Source organism: Pseudomonas putida (genome assembly GCF_002025705.1).
GTDB lineage: Bacteria > Pseudomonadota > Gammaproteobacteria > Pseudomonadales > Pseudomonadaceae > Aquipseudomonas > Aquipseudomonas putida_J.
In genome coordinates this window covers 2077504-2097177 of sequence record NZ_CP018846.1, presented here as the reverse complement: position 1 = coordinate 2097177, position 19674 = coordinate 2077504, and the positions used below count along the sequence as shown (strand labels likewise).

Genomic DNA, 19674 nt, shown 5'->3' with positions numbered 1-19674 from the left:
CTAACAAGCTCAGGTTTGCCCATGACCCTCGACCGGCTCCCTCCCCTGAACGCCGTGCGCGCCTTTGAGGCCGCTGCGCGCCTGGGCAGCTACGTCGCCGCCGCCCAGGCATTGCATGTGACCCAGCCCGCCATCGGCCGGCATGTGAAGATTCTCGAAGACTGGCTGGGCGTGCGCCTGCTCGACCGCTCGCCGCGGGGCGTGAGCCTGACCCCGGAAGGCGCCTATTACTACCAATCCGTCTCGGAGGCCTTGAAGATGCTGGCCCATGCCGGCCAGGTGGTGGGCCGCCGGGTACCCGAGCGCTGGCTGCGGATCCTGTGCGTGCCCGCCTTCGCCTCGCGCTGGCTGACTCCGCGTATCGAGGCGCTCAAGGCCCTGCGCCCGGAGCTGAAGATCGCCATCGAACCCAACGCCACCTTCACCAGCGTCGATGCCCGCCAGGCGGACCTGGCCATCGCCTATGGCTTGCCGGGGGAATTGTCGGGAGTGCACGAAGTACTGATCCGCCCAGAGGTGTTTGCCGTCTGCTCACCCGCTTTCAGGGCGACGCTGCCCTTGGCGCTGGCGGTGGCCGACCTGCCCAGGTGCAAACTGATCCATGTCGACAGTGGCAGCTGGTGGAGCAGCTGGTTCGCCGCCCAGGGCATACGGCAATGCGTCAAGGCCGACACCTCCCATGTGAGCAACGACATTGTGCTGAACCTGGCCAAGGCGGGGCATGGCATTGCCTTGGCCACCGAAGTGCTGGTGGCACAAGAGCTGGCCGACGGTAGCCTGGTACGCTGCGTGGCCCAAGGGGTGGCGCTGGAAAGTTACCAGGTACTGAGCCCGACACCCACGCCCGGCGAGGATGCGCTGTGGTTCATGGCCTGGCTGCGGGAGAACCTGCGTGGCGGCTTCCCGAACGCCGCGTGCTGAAGCCGGCTTTCGTGCTGGAACAGGGGAAGGTGTTCGCCGACTGCCAGGCCTGAGCAAGGCACCAGGCTTGAGGTGGCCCATGTGGGAGCGGCCTTGCGTCGCGAAAGGGCCGCAAAGCGGCCCCAGCGATCCCTGCGTGATATTGAGGTTCTGGGGCTGCTTTGCGGCCCTTTCGCGACGCAAGGCCGCTCCCACAGTGACCGCGCCTGCTACCCAGTCCAGTTGCCTCAACACGACCTGCAATACGACACGTGCCCGCTGGCGATTGTCTTTCCCGCACGCTGCCGCCACACTCTGCTGGCCAGCCAGGAAGCGGAGTCCAGAGTGCCCACCCCACGCCAGTTCAGCAAGAAGACCAGCACCAGCAACATGCTGCGGCTAAAGGCCAGCGCCGGAAGCCCCGAGGCCCCCTACCGCGTCGACTTCATCCTGCTCGAGCATTTCTCGATGGCCAGCTTCACCGTGGCCATGGACGTGCTGGTCACCGCCAACCTGCTGCGCGCCGACAGCTTCCGCTTCACTCCGCTGTCACTCAAGGGCGACCGGGTGCTGAGCGACCTGGGCCTGGAACTGGTCGCCAGCGAGCTGTCCGCCAACGAACTCAAGGAACTCGACCTGCTGATCGTCTGCGGCGGCCTGCGTACGCCGCTGAAATACCCCGAACTCGACCGTTTGCTGGGCGACTGCGCGACCCACGGCATGGCCCTGGGCGGGCTGTGGAACGGCGCCTGGTTCCTCGGCCGTGCCGGCGTGCTCGACGACTACGGCTGCAGCATCCACCCCGAACAGCGCGCCAGCCTGTCCGAGCGCAGCCCGCAAACCCGCATCACCCCGGCCAGCTTCACCCTCGACCGCGACCGCCTCAGCGCCGCCAGCCCCAATGGCGCCATGGAACTCATGCTCGGCCTGGTGCGCCGCCTGTACGGCGACGGCCTGGCCGAAGGCGTGGAAGAAATCCTGTCGTTCTCTGGCGCGCGCTACCGCCAGGTCGGCCCTGGGGCGAAAAAGTCCATGAGCCTGCACCTGCGCACCATTGTCGAGCTGATGGAAAACAACCTCGAAGAAACCCTCAGCCTCGACCAGCTGGCCGCCTACAGCGGCCGCTCGCGCCGGCAGATCGACCGCCTGTTCCAGGCCCAGCTCGGCACCTCGCCGCGGCGCTACTACATGGAACTGCGCATCACCAAGAGCCGCCGCCTGCTGCAGTATTCCGACCTGTCGGTGATGGAAGTGGCAGTGGCCTGCGGCTTCGTTTCGGTGTCGCACTTCAGCAAGTGCTACGCCGCCTATTTCGGCTACCCGCCGTCACGCGAGCAACGGCTGGGCGAGTAAGCAGGGTCAGGCGCGGATGTAGCTCAGCACCACGTCGCAGATCATCTGCCGGTGGCGCTGCTTGACCTGCTCGTCGGCCAGGTCGATCTGGAAGATGTCGCCGAAGGTGTGGCGGTTGGACACCCGGTAGAAGCAGAACGAACTCATCAGCATGTGCAGATCGATGACCTCGATGCCTGGGCGGAACACGCCCGCTTTCACGCCACGCTCCAGGGTGCTGCTCAATGCCTGCAGCACCAGGCTGCTCATCTCGCGGATGGCCGGGGACTTCTTGACGTATTCGCCGTAGTGGATGTTCTCGGTGCAGACCATGCGCACGAAATCGACGTTGCGGTCGTGGTGGTCGAAGGTGAACTCGGCCAGCCGGCGAATCGCCTGCTCGGCCGGCAGCGACTCCAGGTCCAGGCTCTGCTCGGTCTTGCGGATATCGCCGTAGAGCTTGACCAGGCACTCGACGTACAGCTGCTCCTTGCTGCCGAAGTAGTAGTAGATCATGCGCTTGGAGGTGGCCGTACGCTCGGCGATGGCATCCACGCGCGCGCCCGCCAGGCCTTGCTGGACGAACTCGTTGATGGCGGCCTGGAGGATGTCCTCGCGGGTTTTCTCGGGGTTGTTCTTGCGCGGTTGGCGCGTAGCCGAGGGTTCAGGCGGGCTGAGGGGGGCTACGGGGTCGGTCATGGGGGCTCACGGGGTGATTATTGGAATTGGGTAGGGATTATCCGTGAGTGGGGGGATGCAGGGAAGCGGGCTGATGGTCGAAGGCTCGCACGTAGCGCAGGTGTGTTGCGTCCGGGGTGTGGAATACCTTGTCGACCCGAAGCTTCGCCACGGGCTCGTGCAGGTTCTCGAACAGGCGCCTGCCACTGCCAAACAGCACCGGGGCCAGGGCAATTTCCAGTTCATCGATGGCATCCATGCGCAAGTACTGCTGTATCACGTCCGCGCCGCCGGAGATGCGAATGTCGCGTTCGCCTGCAACTTCCATCGCCTTGGCGAGGGCTTGCGCTGGCCCATCGTTGCAGAAATGGAACGTCGTGCCGCCTGGGCGCACCCAGGGTTCGCGCTTTTCGTGGGTGAGCACGTATACCGGGCAATGGAACGGTGCTTCTTCCGGCCAACTGCGCTCACCCTGGTCGAACATGCGCTTGCCCATGATGGCGGCACCGGTACGCTCCATGGTGTGGCGGAGCATGTCGTTGACCGGGCCGGTTTCGCCGCCCGGGGCGAACATCAGGTTTTCGCGGAAGTACCGCTGCTTGAGGATCCAGCTCATCAGCTCCCCCCACCTGGCGCCCCAGTGCTTGTACTCGGGGCTGTCCCAGTGCGCGATGTCCATGCCTTCCGGGGCCATGTAGCCATCAAGGGTCAGGCCGATGTTGACGAATACCTTGCTCATGGTTGCCCTCTCGCTTCGAATGGTTCACGTCATCTGAATACATGCCACACAAGCATAGATGACCAGGGTTTGAGCCCCGACGACGTGTAATTGCCAACCACGCTGTTGCGCCATGGAACTAAGCCACAGTCTGCGCCCCCTAACCCTGTGCGATAAGCCCAATGCCATTCACAGGAAGGTTTGATCAATCATGAAACGTGAACAGATCGAAGGTGTAGCAGAGAAAGTGGCCGGCAAGGCGCAGAGCGCAGCTGGCAAGTGGCTGGATGATCCGGCACTGGAAGCTGAGGGGGATGCGCGCCAGGCATCGGGCCAGCTCACCAAAAGCTATGGTGATGCACTGGATAACGTTTCGGCTTTTGTAAGGGAGAAACCGCTGACGTCGCTGGCAGTGGCAGCAGGGCTTGCGCTGTTTGTAAGCCGCCTGTTGCGGCGCTGATTGCCAGCGCAAAGCGTTGGGCCCTCAGACACTGCGCTTGCTTGATCGACGGCAACGTTCAGAACAGTAGCGCACCTGGTCCCAGCACCGCGCCCAGCGCTTGCGCCAGCTAAACGGCAGGCCACAGACGGGGCAGATCTTGCTTGGCACAGGCTTGTTCATCTTCATGTGTCACTGTGTGCCTGATGGCATACGGCGGAAGAACAAGCTGATCTGCCCGACCTCAACGCCCAGCTTGCTCATGCGGGTGCGGTTGATCAGGGTGTCCTCGTCCATCAGGTACATCCAGTCATCCATGTCCATGGTCCAGTGCCGGCCATCGACCGGCAGGTCCAGTTGGTAGCGCCATTGCAGGGCATTGCCCGCCACCACGCCACTTGCCTCGCCAATCACGTCACCGGCGGTGCCGCGCCAGCGGTTCGGGCCGTCGGGGGTCAGCGTCCAGGTGCGCTGCTGGCGCGTGCCATCGCTGTACAGGAAGTGCTCGTCGAGGATCAACCGCTCGCCTTCACGGCGGCTGTCGATGCGCACCTGAAAGCGCTTGACCACTTCGCCCGAGCGCTTCTGGAAAATGCCCCAGGCTTGAACCGGCTGCGAGAAGAACGCCACCAGGTCCAGGCGCGGCTGCTCCTGCGCATAATGCTCGACACCCACCTTGCAACTGCCCAGCAGCAGGCAGGCGACCATCAACAACGCCTTGTACATGCTTCGCCCTCCTCAGTCGTTTGCGGCAACCCCCAACAGACGTTCGCGCAACTGCGCATCGCGGGACCGCGGGTCCAGCCAGATGGCAAAGAACGCACGGGCCAAGGCTGGGTCGGTCACTTCCAGGCTGAGCTGGCCATCGACATAAAAGCGGCAACCGTGGCCAGGAAGATACAGCCCGGTGATGCGTGTGCCAGGGCGCACATCCACGAAAGCTTCAGTCAGGGTGGCCGACCATCGCTCGACGGTATCGCTGGCCAATGGCGGCTTCGCCAGCCGTTGCATTTCTTCGATGCTGGCCTGTACCAAGGTGTTCCGGGAAAGCGCCCGGTGGTAGGTCAGTTCGAGGGCGAACGGCTCGTTCCAGGTCCAGGCAGCACCCGCGCGCCACAGGCGGGCGGTGTAGAGACGAAGGCCGAACCAGGTGAAATCGCCGCTGCCCGAGAGTTGGGCGCTGGGCAGAGAGGACTGCCAGTCAGCGGATGCGGACTGGGTCAGCATCATCAGAGTGACCAGGGTGAGTGCGCTGATGGCCGAAGGTTTGAGTACCACGGACGGTGCACCGGGAGGGATTTCTATACAAGAATAGTTTTATGTATAGCTTTTTGAGGTTTTTTCTGAAGCCTGCACTGTCCCTGTGGGAGCGGGCTTGCCCGCTCCCACAGGATGGGGAACAGGCAAGCTCTCAACCGATGATCACAAGACCGGCTTGCGCACCGCCCCGCTACGCCGCTTGGCCATCGCCGCCAGGCGCACCGCGACGTTCGCCGCGCCATACCCGGCATAGCCACCCTTGCGCTGAATGATCTCGAAGAAGAAGCGCTCTTCGAACGGCTCGGTATACACGTGGAACAGCTCGCCACCTTGGGCGTCACGGTCGTACAGCACGTTGTAGTACGCCAGCTCGCTGAGGAACTCGTCGTTGAAATCGAAGCGTGCTGCGAGGTCGTCGTAGTAGTTCAGCGGGATCTCCAGCAAAGGCACGCCGGACTCCTTCGCCCGCGCCACTTCGCTGAAGATGTCTGCACAATCGAAGGCGATGTGGTGCACACCCGAACCGCGATAGCTGGACAGCGCATGGGCAATGGCGGTGTTGCGGTTCTCCGAGATGTTCAGCGGCAGGCGCAGGCTGCCGCACTGGCTGCGCAAGGCGCGGCTCTTGACCAGGCCGTACGGGTCGGGCAGCACCACCTCGTCGTCGGCGGCAAAGTCGAACAGGCTCTTGTAGAACAGTACCCAGCTGTCCAGCGACTCAGCCGGCAGCGCCAGGGCCATGTGGTCGATGCGCTGCAGACCGCCGCTGGCACTGGCGGCCGGGTCCAGGCGGAAGTCGGTGTCGTACAGCGACGGCCCCTCCTTGCCCTGCTCCACCAGGTAGATCAGGCTGCCGTCCGGCGCACGCACGGCCGGCACTTCGCATTCGTTGGGGCCGACCAGGCCACGGAATGGCTGGCCACGGAAGTCGGTGGCACGCTGCAGCGCAGCATGCTCATCCTTCACCCGCAGGGCGGTGGCGCAAAGCGAAGGCCCGTGGGCCTCGAAGAAGTTGTGGCCGAACGAGTACGGCTCGGCATTGAGCACGATGTTGATGTCGTTCTGGCGCAGCAGGCGCACGTCCTTGCTGCGGTGCTTGCCGGCTTCGGCAAAGCCCAGGCGCTTGAGCCAGCTGCCCAGGCGCGCGCCGACGGCCTCGTCGACGGCGAATTCGAGGAATTCCACGCCGTCATAGCCACTGGCAGCCGGCGGGGTGAACAGCACGCCCGGTTCGATGGCAGTGCCTTCCTGCTCCAGGCGCAGGCGGGTCTGCTCTTCGAGGTACAGCAACGAGCGCAGGCCGTCGGCGGCGTTCTGCCGTGGCGGCGCGGCGCGGAAGCCGTCATTGAAGATTTCCAGCGAAAGTGGGCCGCGGTAGCCAGTGGCGAGGATAGGCGCAAGGAAGCCGGCCAGGTCCATTTCGCCCTGGCCCGGGAAGTTGCGGAAGTGGCGGCTCCACTCCAGCACATCCATGTTCAGGATTGGCGCGTCGGCCATCTGCACGAAGAAGATCTTGTCGCCAGGGATGTCGCGGATCGCCGCCGGGTCGCCTTTGAGCGACAGGGTGTGGAAGCTGTCGAGGATCACCCCCAGCGCCGGGTGGTCGGCCTGGCGCACCAGATTCCACACTTGCTGGTAAGTATTGACGTGACGCCCCCAGGCCAGGGCTTCGTAGCCGATGCGCAGGCCGCGTTTGCCGGCGTGCTCGCCAAGCAGGCGCAGGTCATCCACCAGGATCTGTTCATCACCCAGGGCATCGGCCTGGACGTTGCTGCACACCAGCACCAGGTCGGTGCCCAGCTCTTGCATCAGGTCGAACTTGCGTTCGGCACGGTCGATGTTCTTCTGCAGGCGGTCGCGGCGGCAACCTTCGAAATCACGAAACGGCTGGAACAAGGTGATGGCAATGCCGAGGTCGGCGCACATCTGCCGCACTTCACGCGGGCTGCCGGCGTAGTACAACAGGTCGTTCTCGAAGATCTCGACGCCGTCGAAACCGGCGGCGGCGATGGCTTCGAGCTTTTCCGGCAGGGTGCCGCTCAAGGACACGGTGGCTATCGAACGCTGCATGGGGGAGTTCCTTGTTATTGGACGGACGACGGGCCGAAACCCCTCGGGGTTCCTGGCACTGTTGATTATTCGCAGGTACAGTCGGCCCGGCAATCTGTTTGTACGGAATGGTTAGTTTTGCGTTCGATTACCGCACAAAACCGATTTTGGCGAATTGATTCACTGCCAACCCTAAGCAACCATGAACCCAGACGCAGGCACACCGACCGCCCTCTTCTGCCCTGACGGTCGTTCGGCACAACCTGCGCAGACAAGCCCAACGTCACAACATAATAAGTTCAATAAACCGGGTACCGACCTATGCACACCTCCATCGCCTTGCGATCCGCACCTGCTCGTTCGTCCTCCCTTTGCAGACACCGCCTGCGATCGCCCGCGCTATAACGCACGCCCTACTCCCGACAAGCGATCGCACCCCTCTGGCCGCCCTTGGCGACGCCAGCCGTGCGGCGACCTACAAGAACAACGGAGACAACGATGGCCCACTCAAGCTCTCAAGCCAAGAAAGCGACCGCCAGCGGATGGATTGGCTCGGCACTCGAATACTACGATTTCTTCATCTATGCCCAGGCTGCGGCGCTGATCTTCCCGCAGATCTTCTTCCCCAACACCGACCCGAAAATGGCCATCATCGCCTCGCTGGCCACCTATGGTGTGGGCTACCTGGCGCGCCCGGTCGGGGCCTTTGTGCTTGGCCACTGGGGTGACACCCGCGGACGCAAGAACGTGCTGCTGCTGTGCATGTTCCTGATGGGCCTGTCGACCATGGCCGTCGGCCTGCTGCCGACCTACCACGACATCGGCCTGCTGGCCCCGGCCTTGCTGGTGGTGCTGCGCCTGGTCCAGGGCTTTGCCGTGGCCGGCGAAATCTCCGGGGCCAGTTCGATGATCATGGAACATGCCCCGTTCGGCCGGCGAGGTTACTACGCCAGCTTCACCCTGCAGGGTGTGCAGGCCGGCCAGGTGCTGGCGGCGGCGGTGTTCCTGCCTCTGGCCTACTTCATGCCCAGCGAAGCCTTCAACGACTGGGGCTGGCGCATTCCGTTCCTGATGAGCGCCTTCGTGCTGGTCGCAGGCTTCATCATCCGTAAGGAAGTGCACGAAACCCCGGCGTTCGTGAAGGAAGAGAAACAGGACAAGGTTGCCAAGTCGCCGATCAGCGAAGCGTTCCGCCACAGCTGGAAGCACATGGTGCTGGTGATGTTCATGGCCCTGATGAACGTGATCCCGGTGGTCGCCACCATCTTCGGCGCGGCCTACGCGGTGCAGCCGGCCTATGGCATCGGCTTCGACAAGAGCGTGTACCTGTGGATTCCGGTGGTGGGCAACATCGTCGCGGTGCTGGTGATTCCGTTCGTGGGCAACCTGTCCGACAAGATCGGCCGCCGCCCGACCATGATCGCTGGCTGCCTGGGCTCTGGCCTGCTGGCGTTCGTCTATCTGTATGCGATCAGCATCCAGAACGTGCCGCTGGCCTTCGCCGCCTCGATCGTGATGTGGGGCATGGTCTACCAGGGCTACAACGCGGTGTTCCCGAGCTTCTACCCAGAGCTGTTCCATACGCGCTACCGCGTGTCGGCCATGGCCATCGCACAGAACATCGGCACCATGCTGACTGCCATGCTGCCGGCGCTGTTCGCCCTGGTGGCGCCACCGGGCTCGGACAACATTCCGCTGGTGATCGGTGGCCTGGCGTTCTTCATCACCTGCGTGTGCGCACTGGCGGCCTACATTGCGCCGGAGACCCACCGCATGGCGATGGAAGACCTGGGCAATCCAGAGGCCAAGCCGATGGACAAAGATGCCTTCGAGGCCAGTCGCAAAGGTAGCCTTCAGGCAGTGAGCAACTGACAGATTGCCGGGGCTGCCTTGCAGCCCTATCCGACCGGTTCGGCGCCCCGGCAAGGCCGCTCCTACAAGCGAATCGCGCACTCCTGTAGGAGCGGCCTTGCCGGGGCGCCGGACCGGTCGGATAGGGCCGCAAAGCGGCCCCAGCGATGTCAGCCTTTAACCACTTCCTGCAGGTTCCGCCAAAGCTTTTCCACATGCTCGCGCTCGGTCGGCAAGGCCCCCACCGAAACCCGCACCATCCACCGCCCTTCCAGCGTCGCCGGCGTCACATACGCCACCCCGGACGCATTCAACCGCTCAGCCCAAGCCTTGGTGTGCGCATCCAGCGCCTCCCCTTCCAACCCCGCCGGCCGATGGCGAATGCACAAGGTCTGCAACTGCACCGGCGCCAGCACTTCCCACTCCGCCGCCGCTTCCACCTGTTGCGCCAGCCAGCGCGCATTCTCCAGGTCCCGCCGCAAGCGCTGCTGCAATGCCTCGACCCCTTCGCTGCGCAACATGAACCACAGCTTCAACGCACGGAACCGCCGTCCCAGTGGAATCCCCCAATCCCGCAGGTTCTTCACCTCGCCATCCACCGCCGATTGCAGGTAACTCGGGTTGGTGCTCATCACCCGGATCAGGTGCTGTGGATCGCGCACATAGTAGATCGAACAATCGAACGCCACACCCAACCACTTGTGCGCATTGACCACCACGGAGTCGGCCAGCTCGATGCCATCCCACATCCAGCGGCACTCCGGCAGGATCATCGCCGAGCCGGCCATGGCCGAATCGACATGCAGCCACAGCCCGTTGGCCTGGGCGATTTCGCCGATCGGGCGCAGCGGGTCGAGGGCGGTGGTGGTCGTGGTGCCTGTGGTGGCGACTACGGCACAAGGCTGATTACCAGCGGCCAGGTCCTGCTCGATGGCAGCCCGCAGCGCCTCCGGGCGCATGGCGAACTGCTCGTCGGTGGCGATCAGGCGGATGTTGGCGCGACCGAAACCGGCCAGCAGCGCGGCCTTGTCCACCGAGCTGTGGGCATGGGCACTGACATAGACGATCAGCGGCTTGGCCTCGGCCTGCAGGCCGCCGCGCACCAGCGCATAGTCGGTGGCACGCTCACGGGCGCTGATCAGCGCCACCAGGGTGCTGGTGGAGGCGGTGTCCTGGATCACCCCGCTCCACTGGGCCGACAGGCCAAGCAGTTGGCGCAGCCAGTCAAGGGTGGTTTCCTCCAGCTCGCTTAGCGCCGGGCTGGATTGCCACGACAGGCCCAGCACACCGAGGCCGGTGCTGAGGAAGTCGCCAAGCACCGACGACAGGGTGCCGTTGGACGGGAAGTAGCCGTAGAAATCCGGGTGCTGCCAGTGCGACAGGCCAGGCATGACCAGTTGATTGACGTCTTTGAGGATGGCTTCGAACGGCTCGCCCTGCTGTGGGGCGCCTTGTGGCAACTGGGCCTTGAGGTAGCCCGGCTCGACCTGGGCCATGACCGGGCGCTCACCGACGGATTGGCGGTAGTCGGCGATCAGGTCGATCAGCTGGTGGCCGTACTGGCGGAATTGTTCTGGGGTCACGCGCGCTCTCCTGTGGCTTATCTTCTGTCTGCGCCGGCCTTTTCGCGGGTAAACCCGCTCCCACAGGATCACCACAGGTCTTGAGAGCAGTGGAACACCTGTGAGAGCGGGTTTACCCGCGAAGAGGCCGGCGCAGACCACACAATGCCCCCAGTCTAGGCGCCTGCGCCCAGGCGAATAACCCCGCTTTGCGCATACCTGCTATGGCAATTGCGCAACGGCGCCCTGCACACCGAACTGCGACTGGCGCCACAGCTCGAACACCCGGTTACGCAACCAGCGGTGCTCGGCCGAAGCCTGCAAGCGCTGATGCCAAACCACCCAATAGCGCTGGGTATGCTCGACAAACCCCAGCGGCCGCCACGCCAGCCCATGCAGGCGGCACAGCTGCCGGGCGATGTGCTCGGGCACGGTAGCCAGCGCCTGGCTGTTGCCGAGCACCTGCACGGTGGCCGAGAAGAACGGCACCTCCAGGCTGATCCGCCGCTGCAAACCCTGGGCGCGCAGGTGGCGATCGATGAAGCTGTCCTTGTCACCACCGCCGGAAATGCGCACGTGCTTATAGGCCAGGTAGTCGTCCTGCCCAAGCACCTGCAGAGCGGTCAATGGATGATCCCGGCGCATCAGGCACACCGCTCGGTCTTCACCGAGCAGGCGACCATGCAGGTTGGGCGGCGATTCGTCGAACAAGGTAGTGGCAAGGTCGATCTCGCCACTGGCCAGCAAGGCGTACTGCCCGGCCTGCCAGGTGCGGTAGTCGATGGACACCCCCGGGGCTTCCTGTTCCAGCGCGGCCACCAGCAGCGGCAGCATGTGCTCGGCCACGTAGTCGGAGGCGGCCAGGCAGAAGCGCCGCTCGCAGCGGGCCGGGTCGAAGGTGGCGGGTTGGCGCAGGGCCTGGAGCTCTTCGAGCACCTGGCGCAAGGGCTCGACCAGGGCCTCGGCGTGTTCGCTGAGCACATAGCCGCGGCCCTGGCGTACCAGCAGCGGGTCGTCGAAGGCTTCACGCAGATGGGCCAGCTGGCGGCTCAGGGCCGATTGGCTGACGCCCAGGCGGTCGGCGGCGTGGCTGAGGTTCTTGAGCTGCAGGAGGCAGTCGAGGGTGCGCAGGTGGGCGAGGCTGAGGGAGGCGAAGGTGGGGTTCATCGGTGTTCGGCTCCGGATGCTGGCGAGGGCTTCGCCCTCGTTTCGCGACACAAGGCCGCTCCTACAGGACAGCGCCACATTTGACAGCGGCGCTGTACCTGTAGGAGCGGCCTTGTGTCGCGAAAGGGCCGCAAAGCGGCCCCAGCGATTAAGCGGTCAGGCCAACGTAGACGTTCTGCACGTCATCGTTCTCGTCGATCGCTTCGAGGAACGCTTCAACCTCGGCCAGCGCCTCGGCACTGAGGCTGGCCGCGCTCACCGGGTTCTTCGGGGTGTAGCCGATCTTCGCCGAAGTGACAGTAAAGCCATGCTCCGGCAGCGCCTTCTGCACGGCATCCAGGTCGGTGGTATCGGTGATGAACAGGGTCGAACCCTCTTCTTCACCTTCCTCGAAGTCCTGGGCACCGGCTTCGATAGCGGCCATTTCAGGGTCGGCATCGCCTTCCGGAGTGGCTTCGATCAGGCCGACGTGGTTGAAGTCCCAGGTCACCGAGCCGCTGGCGCCCAGCTGGCCCTTGCGGAACAGCACGCGGATCTGGGCCACGGTGCGGTTGACGTTGTCGGTCAGGCACTCGACGATCAGTGGCACCTGGTGCGGGGCGAAGCCCTCGTAGCTGACGGCATGGTACTGCACCGCCTCGCCGTCCAGGCCTGCGCCTTTCTTGATCGCACGCTCAAGGGTCTCACGGGTCATCGACGCTTTTTTGGCCTGGACGATGGCCAGGCGCAGGCGCGGGTTCATGTCCGGGTCGGCGCCGGACTTGGCCGCGATCTGAATTTCCTTGGCCAGCTTGCCCATGATCTTGCCCTTGGCGTTGGCAGCTGTTTCTCTATGTTTGGCTTTCCACTGTGCGCCCATGTCGACTCTCTTTGTTTCAGCGGCCGGTTCAGGAAGCGACCGGCCAAAAGTGGGAGCAGTTTATACGCCCTCGGGCAGTGGATCGACAAGTAATCTCACGCTTTGTCGGCCTTGCCCGCCGCCGCCGCGAAGCGCGCCAGGCGCACATCCAGCCGGCGCGGCCGAACGCCACGGTCTTCGGCGTGCTCCTTGCGACGGATGGCGTTGCGCACCATCAGCGAGCCGAGGTAGCGGATAGGCTCGGGCGGGAACAGCCCCAGCGGCCCCTTGACCAACGGCGAACGGGTCCACGGGTTATCCAGGCCCAGCGCCAGCGACGACAGGATCTGCCCGCCCATGTGGCACGGCCCGACCCCGCTGCCGGAATAGCCGAAGCCATAGAACACGTTGCCCTGCCCGTCCAGCTTGCCGAAGAACGGCAACCCGGTCACCGAGCGGTCCGACGGGCCGTTCCAGCTGGCCGCCAGCGGTACCTGGGCCAACGCCGGGAAGAACTCGCCGAGGCTTTCGCGCAGCAGCGGCCGGTACGGCGATGGCTGGTCGAACACCGGCAGCATGCGCCCGCCGTAGGCGAAGGTGTTGCCGCCCTTGCCGAGCATCAGCCGGCCATCGCTGGTGTTGTGGTAGTAGTGCACGAAAATCCGTGAGTCGAGCACGCTGACCCCAGTGTTCAGGCCGATCTCGCGCAGCAGTTCGGGGCAAGGTTCAGTGATCACCATGTCACTGGAGACAATCGCCACGCTGCGCTCGAACTGCGGGAAGGCCCGCGCCATCCAGGCATTGAGGCCGAGCACCACACGGTCGGCGCGAATCGTCCCGCCGGCGGTGCGCACCTGGGCCGGGGCGCCGTGTTCCAGGCCGGTCATGGCCGTGCCTTCATGAATGCGCACCCCGCGCTGCAGGGCGACCCGGCGCAGACCACGCACCAGTTTGCCCGGCTGCACGGTGGCGGCGGCTGGCGAGAACCAGCCCTCCAGGTGCCGCGCCGAACCAGCCAGCTGCTGGACCTGGTCCAGTGGCAGGCGCTCGAACGAATTGATCCCCTTCTGCTGCAGCGCCGCGATCACCGCATCGCTGCCACCGACCTGAGCCTGGTTGGTGGCGGTGTACAGGGTGCCGTCCGGGCGGTAGTCGCAATCGATGCCATTGGCCGCGCAGAACGCACCGATGGCCCCGATGCTGCGCTCCGACTCGCGCACCAGGCGCACCGCCTCAGCCACCCCGAACAGGCGTTCGAGGGTGAAGTACTTGGCCGACCACGACAATGCACATCCGCCATTGCGGCCACTGGCACCGGCGCCGCAGATATCGGCCTCGATCAGCACCACGTCCAGCGCCGGCACCGCCTCTTTGAGCATCAGCGCGGTCCACAACCCGGTGTAGCCCCCGCCGACGATGCACACATCGCAGCGGGTATCGCCTTCAAGGGGCGGGCACACCGCGTCCTGCTCCGATTCCAGGGCCTGTTGCAGCCAAAAGGGTCTCATTCGCTCGCTTTCCTTCAGGTACGCAGTGGCTTGATCGCCATGCTGGTGTTGGGTGCCACGTCATTGGCCTGGGGCGTACCGGCCGGGCGGCTGTTCCAGTGCGGCAGCAGCACAAGGGCCGAGAACAGCGCGCAACCGGCGAACACGATGAACACCGTGACGCTGTCGAAGTAGCCCGGCAGCAGGCCACCGAGCACCGCGCCCACCGAGCCGCAGCCGTTGACGAAGCCCGCTGCGGTAGCGCCGGCCTTGGCCGTGCCGAAATCGATCGCCGCCGCGCCGCTGATCATCGAGTCCGGCCCGTACAGGGTCAGGCCCATGACAAACAGCAAGGCCACCACCATCACGATGCTGCCGGTGTGCATGGCCGCCATGAACGCTGCCAGGGTCACGGTCAGCAGCACCAGGCTGATCACGCAGGCCGGCATGCGCCGGGCGCCGAACAGCTTGTCCGAAGCCAGGCCGATGATGATCGGGCCGAGCAGCCCCGCCAGTTCGAAAGCGGTGGGGATGATCGCCGCGCCGACCTTGCCGACCGAAGGCATCTGCTCGAAGACGATCACCGGGCCCCACAACAGGATGGCGTAGCGCGCAGGCTTCAACAGGAAGTAGGCCAGGCCCAGGGTCAGCACGGTGCGGTTGCGCAGGATCTCGCGCAGCGGCGCCCATACGCTGCACAGGTTGCCACCTGGGGCCATGCTCTGCGGCTCTGGCTCGACTGCCGGCAGGCCGACGTCTTCCGGCTTGTTGCGCTGCAGGAAGAAGAACAGCACGGCCACACCGGCCACCACCGCAGCACTGGAAAAGAACGCAGCGTGCCAGGTGCCTACCAGGGTATACGCCCACCAGCCGGCGAACGGCGAAGCGACCAGGCCACCGAAGGCGTAGCACGAACTCCACAGCCCCAGCACCCGCCCGCGCTGCGAAGCCGGGAAGAAGCTGCCGATGTTCTTGCACAACCCGGCCCAGCCGGTGGATTGCGCCAGCCCCTGGATCAGCATGCAGGTGGCGAAGATCGGGAAGGTGGCGTAACTGCCCATCACCACCGCAGCCACCGCCGAAATCAGCAAGCCGCCCAGCACCACCACGCGCGGGCCGAAACGGTCGGCGAGCATGCCCCAGGTGAACTGGCCCACGGCGTAGGCGGCCAGGTAGATGGCGTCGAGGTTGGCCATGGCGGCCTTGTCGAGCATGAATGTCGGGTCTTCACCGATGCCGAGCTTGGCCACCGAGAAGGCTTTGCGGGTGAAGTAGAAGGCGGCGTAGGCCAGCCAGGTGATAGCAAAAATCTGGATGCGCCAGCGTTTCATCGCGGCTAGTGACTGATTCATTGACTCTGACCTCTTGCTCAAGTGTGCCGGCAGATTGTTAAAAAACGCCTGTCTTGTTGTTGTGTTGCGCACTGCATGACGAAGGCTCGTCATCTGGTCAGATGGCACCGGTGTGCGGGCCATGGCCCGGCCGCTGCTTATGGCGGCGGCCTCGGGTTGAAACGTATGGAAACAGTTGCTGACTGATAAATAAAATCGATTTATCGTATTTCACACATAAGTTCAGCTTGTTACTGGAGTCGGCATGTCGGTTTCCCACGCTCAACTCAAGGCGTTCCATGCGGTAGCCGTGCATGGCAGCTTCACCCGCGCGGCGCAAAAGCTGTTTCTGACCCAGCCAGCGGTGTCCGACCAGGTGCGCAAGCTCGAGGAGCGCTTTGGCGTGCTGCTGTTCCACCGCAACAAGCGCTCGGTGCAATTGACCGACCTGGGCGAGCGCCTGCTGGGTATCAGCCAGCGCCTGTTCGCCTGCGAGGCCGAGGCCCATGACCTGCTGCAGGATTCACGAGCCCTGCACACCGGCAGCCTGGTGCTGGCGGTGGATGCGCCGGTACACGTGCTGCCGCAGATCGCCCGCTTCTGCCAGCGCTACCCGGGCATCCAGGTCAAAGTCGAAACGGGCAACACCGATGAGTCGCTTTCACGGCTGTTCAGTTACCAGGCCGACCTGGCGTTGCTCGGGCGCGATGTCGATGACGAGCGGCTGTACTGCGTGCCGCTGCGCCGCGACCCGATGGTGGCGTTCGTCTCGCACAACCACCCGTGGGCCAGCCGCGGCTCGATCAACCTGGCGGACCTGGACGACACGCCGCTGGTGCTGCGTGAGCCGGGGTCGGTGACGCGGCAGACGCTGGAGGAAGAGATGCAGCGCGCAGGCTTGCGCATTCGCCCGGCGATCCAGGTGGAAGGGCGCGAGGCAGCGCGCGAGGCCGTGGTAGTGGGGATTGGCGTGGGGGTGGTGTCGGCAGCCGAGTTTGGCGCGGATGCGCGGGTGTGTGCGTTGCCGATTGTCGATTGCCAGCGGCACCTGACCGAGACCTTGGTGTGCCTGAGTGAACAGCGTTCACGGCGGGTGGTGGCGACCTTCCTGCAGATGGTTCAGGAAGGGTTGTAGGGCCGGTACAGGCTATCCAACTATGCTGGGAATACCTCAATTGCAGCCTCATCCACCATGTTCTACCGAATAGCCGCCGACGCCCTGGTCCTGCTGCACCTGGCCTTCATCCTGCTGGTCCTGTTCGGCGGCCTGCTGGTGCTCAGGTGGCGCCCCGCCCTGCTCCTGCACCTCCCCGCCCTGGCCTGGGGCCTGGCGGTGGAAGGGCTGCACCTGGAATGCCCGCTCACCGACTGGGAAAACCGCATGCGCCTGGCGGCCGGCGACGCGGGCTACCACGGCGGCTTCGTCGAACATTACATCTGGCCGCTGATCTACCCCGCCGGCCTGACGCCGCAGATCCAGCTGCTGCTGGGCGGCGTCGTGCTGCTGCTAAACCTGGCCATCTACGGCCACGTGATCCGGCGTTGGCGCCGACCTTAACGGGTCGCCACCACGAACAGCCGCGGGAACGGCAGCAACACCTTGCCATCGGTAGCGGGCGGGTAGTCATGCTGCATGGCCTGCAGGTACATCTGCAGGAAATCTGCCTGTTCGTCTTCATCCAGCTTCGCCAGATAGGGCCGCAGGGCCGACCCCTTGAACCATTCCACCACCGCCTCGGCGCCACCGGCCAGCGGGTGGTGATAGGTGGTGCGCCACACATCCACCCGCGTGCACAGCGGGCTGAGCAGGTCGTAGTAGAACCCCGCGTTATGCCGCGGCGGCAGGCTGAAATCGGCGAACTTGTCGGCCCAGCGGCCACGGCCGGCAATCTCGCGAAGCTGCCGGTGCGCAGGCTCGTCGAGGTTGTCCGGGGTCTGCACCGCGAGGCTGCCGCCTTCGCTCAGCTGGCGCACCAGGCGCGGATACAGCGAGCCGTGGTCCGGCACCCATTGCAGCGAGGCGTTGGCTAGAATCAGGTCCTGGGGTTCGGGGGCGGACCAGGCGCTGATGTCGGCGATTTCGCAGCGCACCCGCGGGATGTGCAGGCGCTTGCGCTCGCGGGCCTTGTCGATCATGTCCTTGTCGCTGTCCAGCGCTGTCACCTGGGCATCCGGGCAGCGCTGCAGCAGCACCTCGGTAGAGTTGCCTGGGCCGCAGCCCAGGTCGGTGGCATGGCGCACCGGGCGGGGCGGCACGGCGGCCAGCAGGTCGCGCACGGCGCGGGTGCGTTCGTCTTCGAACAGGGAATACTGGGTGGCGGACCAGGCCATGGAAGGCTCCTTTTGGCGGGCAATGGTGTGAGCATAAGCCATGTACCGCCGCCCATGAACCTGAACTGGCGGCCTATGCTTCAGGTCAGTACCTGCATGCGCATGCCGATGAAGATATCCCTGGCCCTCGCCATCCTGGCCCTGATTGCCGCCGCCGCCCTGCTCGGTTCCCCCTGGATGAACCAGACATTCCACATGCCCGCAGAAAAACCCCAGGCCCAACAACGCGAAACGGCCGGGTCCCCAAGGGAGCCGGCCGTTTCCAACAGCAAGTGACGCTTAGTGTTGCTGCTTGCCAGAGCGGATCTGGTGGATCACGCCCATCGCCACCACGACAGCCGCGGCGATGCCGGTGGAGATCACCAGGATCTGGTAATCAGGCATGAAGGCCATGGTCACCAGTGCGGCGATGATGAAGCCGATCACCAGGTAGGTCAGCCATGGGAACAGCCACATCTGCAGGCGCACTTCCTTGCCTTCGGCAATCAGCTTGCGGCGCATGCGCAGCTGCGAGAAGGCGATCACCAGGTACACCAGCAGGGCGATCATGCCGGTGGTGTTCATCAGGGTTTCCAGCACGTCTTTCGGGCGCAGGGTTTCGCTGAAGTTGATCAGCGCGCAGATCACGGCCACGGCGCAGGAGCCGATGATCGCGAATACCGGTACACCGGTGCCGGCGCGGGTGATCTTGAAGAACGACGGCGCGTCGCCACGCTGGGCCAGGGAGAACAGCATGCGCGAAGCGGTGTAGTGGCCCGAGATCAGGCAGCTGCTCACCGAAGTCAGCACCACGAAGTTCATCAGCAACTCAGCGTGCGGCACGCCCAACAGCTCCAGGGTACGGCGGTAGGCGCCATAGCCGGAAACGCCCAGCTGCGGGTCGTTCCACGGTACCAGGCAGACGATCAGGAAGATCGAACCGACGTAGAACAGGCACACACGCCATACCACCGAGTTGGTGGCTTTGACGATCTGGGTGGCCGGGTCCTTGGCTTCGGAAGCAGCGATGGTAACGATTTCGGCGCCGAGGAAGGCGAACATCACACCCAGCAGCGCACCGATGACCGTGGTGATGCCGTTGGGCATGAAGCCTTCGGCGGTCAGGTGGCTCATGCCACGCACTTCACCAAACTGCCAGATGTTCATCACGGCAGCGCCGCACACGATCAGGAAGCAGATGATCGCAATCACCTTGATCAGCGCGAACCAGAATTCGAACTCACCGTAGTGCTTGACGTTGAAGAAGTTGACGGTGATCAGCAGCAAGGTCGTGGCCAGCACGAACACGTTGACGCTCACGTCGGGGAAGAAGCCATGCAGAATCTTGCCCGCCACATAGGCTTCCCAGGCCATCAGGATGACCCAGTACCACCAGTACAGCCAGCCGATGGTGAAACCGGCCCAGCGGCCGATCGCGCGGTCGGCGTAGGTGGAGAACGAGCCGGTGTCGGGCGAGGAAGTCGCCATTTCACCGAGCATGCGCATGATCAGGACCACCAGGATGCCGCCGGCGAGGTACGCCAGGACTGCGGCCGGGCCGGCGCTGTGGATCACGCTGCCGGAACCGACGAACAAGGCGCCGCCGATAACCCCGGCGATCGACATCATCGTCAGGTGGCGCGACTTGAGCGAGGCACTGAGCTTGCTCTCGTGCCCGCTTTTCGCGGTGGTGGTTGTGGATGTTGCGTCCATCAGTTGTGTACCCCGTGCTTCTTTTTATCCAAGGAAAAC

At 64.5% G+C, this 19674-nt stretch carries 20 protein-coding genes; 7 read left to right on the top strand and 13 right to left on the bottom strand.

Features of this window, described 5'->3' with window-relative positions:
* Positions 1–21: 21 nt before the first annotated feature.
* Together BUQ73_RS09550 and BUQ73_RS09545 are read left to right on the top strand one after the other, a co-directional pair.
* Entirely contained in the window at positions 22–921 is a 900-nt protein-coding gene (locus BUQ73_RS09550) for a LysR substrate-binding domain-containing protein (protein WP_079227613.1), read from the top strand.
* A 324-nt stretch (positions 922–1245) separates the two neighbouring features.
* Entirely contained in the window at positions 1246–2253 is a 1008-nt protein-coding gene (locus BUQ73_RS09545; protein WP_079227612.1) for a GlxA family transcriptional regulator, read from the top strand.
* Between the two features lie 6 nt (positions 2254–2259).
* Here BUQ73_RS09545 and BUQ73_RS09540 read toward each other — a convergent pair whose 3' ends face one another.
* Positions 2260–2931, bottom strand: a complete 672-nt coding sequence (locus BUQ73_RS09540) for a TetR/AcrR family transcriptional regulator (protein ID WP_027920415.1) — start codon at positions 2929–2931, stop codon at positions 2260–2262.
* Between the two features lie 37 nt (positions 2932–2968).
* Positions 2969–3649, bottom strand: coding sequence for a dihydrofolate reductase family protein (locus tag BUQ73_RS09535; RefSeq protein ID WP_079227611.1), 681 nt, complete (start codon positions 3647–3649; stop codon positions 2969–2971).
* A 190-nt stretch (positions 3650–3839) separates the two neighbouring features.
* Here BUQ73_RS09535 and BUQ73_RS09530 point away from each other — a divergent pair, with 190 nt between their 5' ends.
* A complete protein-coding gene (locus tag BUQ73_RS09530) occupies positions 3840–4088 on the top strand; it encodes a CsbD family protein (protein WP_079227610.1) in 249 nt (82 codons plus the stop codon).
* Positions 4089–4112: 24 nt separating this feature from the next.
* Here the strand turns inward: BUQ73_RS09530 and BUQ73_RS09525 are convergent, their stop codons facing one another.
* The 4 genes from BUQ73_RS09525 to quiC all read right to left on the bottom strand — a co-directional run bounded on the left by BUQ73_RS09525 (position 4113) and on the right by quiC (position 7397).
* On the bottom strand, positions 4113–4250 hold the full coding sequence (locus BUQ73_RS09525; protein WP_079230518.1) for a DUF2256 domain-containing protein: 138 nt from the start codon (positions 4248–4250) through the stop codon (positions 4113–4115).
* Positions 4251–4259: 9 nt separating this feature from the next.
* A complete protein-coding gene (locus BUQ73_RS09520) occupies positions 4260–4793 on the bottom strand; it encodes a DUF3833 domain-containing protein (protein WP_079227609.1) in 534 nt (177 codons plus the stop codon).
* Between the two features lie 12 nt (positions 4794–4805).
* On the bottom strand, positions 4806–5294 hold the full coding sequence (locus BUQ73_RS09515; protein ID WP_079230517.1) for a chalcone isomerase family protein: 489 nt from the start codon (positions 5292–5294) through the stop codon (positions 4806–4808).
* Between the two features lie 195 nt (positions 5295–5489).
* Positions 5490–7397 (bottom strand): 3-dehydroshikimate dehydratase QuiC, encoded by a 1908-nt coding sequence (gene quiC / locus BUQ73_RS09510; RefSeq protein WP_079227608.1) that lies wholly within the window; start codon positions 7395–7397, stop codon positions 5490–5492.
* A gap of 477 nt (positions 7398–7874) precedes the next feature.
* On the opposite strand from quiC, the gene BUQ73_RS09505 reads away from it, so the two are divergent.
* Positions 7875–9248, top strand: coding sequence for an MFS transporter (locus BUQ73_RS09505; protein ID WP_079227607.1), 1374 nt, complete (start codon positions 7875–7877; stop codon positions 9246–9248).
* A gap of 149 nt (positions 9249–9397) precedes the next feature.
* Here BUQ73_RS09505 and BUQ73_RS09500 read toward each other — a convergent pair whose 3' ends face one another.
* The 5 genes from BUQ73_RS09500 to BUQ73_RS09480 all read right to left on the bottom strand — a co-directional run bounded on the left by BUQ73_RS09500 (position 9398) and on the right by BUQ73_RS09480 (position 15633).
* A complete protein-coding gene (locus BUQ73_RS09500; protein WP_079227606.1) occupies positions 9398–10810 on the bottom strand; it encodes a DOPA decarboxylase in 1413 nt (470 codons plus the stop codon).
* A gap of 201 nt (positions 10811–11011) precedes the next feature.
* Complete coding sequence (locus tag BUQ73_RS09495) at positions 11012–11956, bottom strand: LysR family transcriptional regulator (RefSeq protein WP_027920423.1); 945 nt, start codon at positions 11954–11956, stop codon at positions 11012–11014.
* 148 nt (positions 11957–12104) lie between these two features.
* Positions 12105–12815: a YebC/PmpR family DNA-binding transcriptional regulator gene (locus tag BUQ73_RS09490; RefSeq protein ID WP_051097568.1), complete on the bottom strand. Its 711-nt coding sequence runs from the start codon at positions 12813–12815 to the stop codon at positions 12105–12107.
* Positions 12816–12910: 95 nt separating this feature from the next.
* Positions 12911–14302, bottom strand: a complete 1392-nt coding sequence (locus BUQ73_RS09485; protein WP_079227604.1) for an FAD-dependent oxidoreductase — start codon at positions 14300–14302, stop codon at positions 12911–12913.
* Between the two features lie 14 nt (positions 14303–14316).
* Positions 14317–15633: an MFS transporter gene (locus BUQ73_RS09480; protein ID WP_027920426.1), complete on the bottom strand. Its 1317-nt coding sequence runs from the start codon at positions 15631–15633 to the stop codon at positions 14317–14319.
* A 244-nt stretch (positions 15634–15877) separates the two neighbouring features.
* Between BUQ73_RS09480 and BUQ73_RS09475 the strand changes: the two genes are divergently transcribed.
* Together BUQ73_RS09475 and BUQ73_RS09470 are read left to right on the top strand one after the other, a co-directional pair.
* Positions 15878–16747, top strand: a complete 870-nt coding sequence (locus BUQ73_RS09475; RefSeq protein ID WP_060485825.1) for a LysR family transcriptional regulator — start codon at positions 15878–15880, stop codon at positions 16745–16747.
* Between the two features lie 57 nt (positions 16748–16804).
* A complete protein-coding gene (locus tag BUQ73_RS09470; protein WP_079227603.1) occupies positions 16805–17170 on the top strand; it encodes a DUF2784 domain-containing protein in 366 nt (121 codons plus the stop codon).
* Here BUQ73_RS09470 and tam read toward each other — a convergent pair.
* Positions 17167–17943, bottom strand: coding sequence for a trans-aconitate 2-methyltransferase (gene tam / locus BUQ73_RS09465; RefSeq protein ID WP_079227602.1), 777 nt, complete (start codon positions 17941–17943; stop codon positions 17167–17169). The genes BUQ73_RS09470 and tam overlap by 4 nt on opposite strands.
* 96 nt (positions 17944–18039) lie before the next feature.
* On the opposite strand from tam, the gene BUQ73_RS09460 reads away from it, so the two are divergent.
* Positions 18040–18219 (top strand): hypothetical protein, encoded by a 180-nt coding sequence (locus BUQ73_RS09460; protein ID WP_079230516.1) that lies wholly within the window; start codon positions 18040–18042, stop codon positions 18217–18219.
* 3 nt (positions 18220–18222) lie between these two features.
* On the opposite strand, the gene BUQ73_RS09455 is transcribed toward BUQ73_RS09460, so the two are convergent.
* The gene (locus BUQ73_RS09455) at positions 18223–19635 is read right to left on the bottom strand and encodes an amino acid permease (protein WP_079227601.1); all 1413 of its coding nucleotides are present in this window, start codon (positions 19633–19635) and stop codon (positions 18223–18225) included.
* Positions 19636–19674 lie beyond the last annotated feature (39 nt).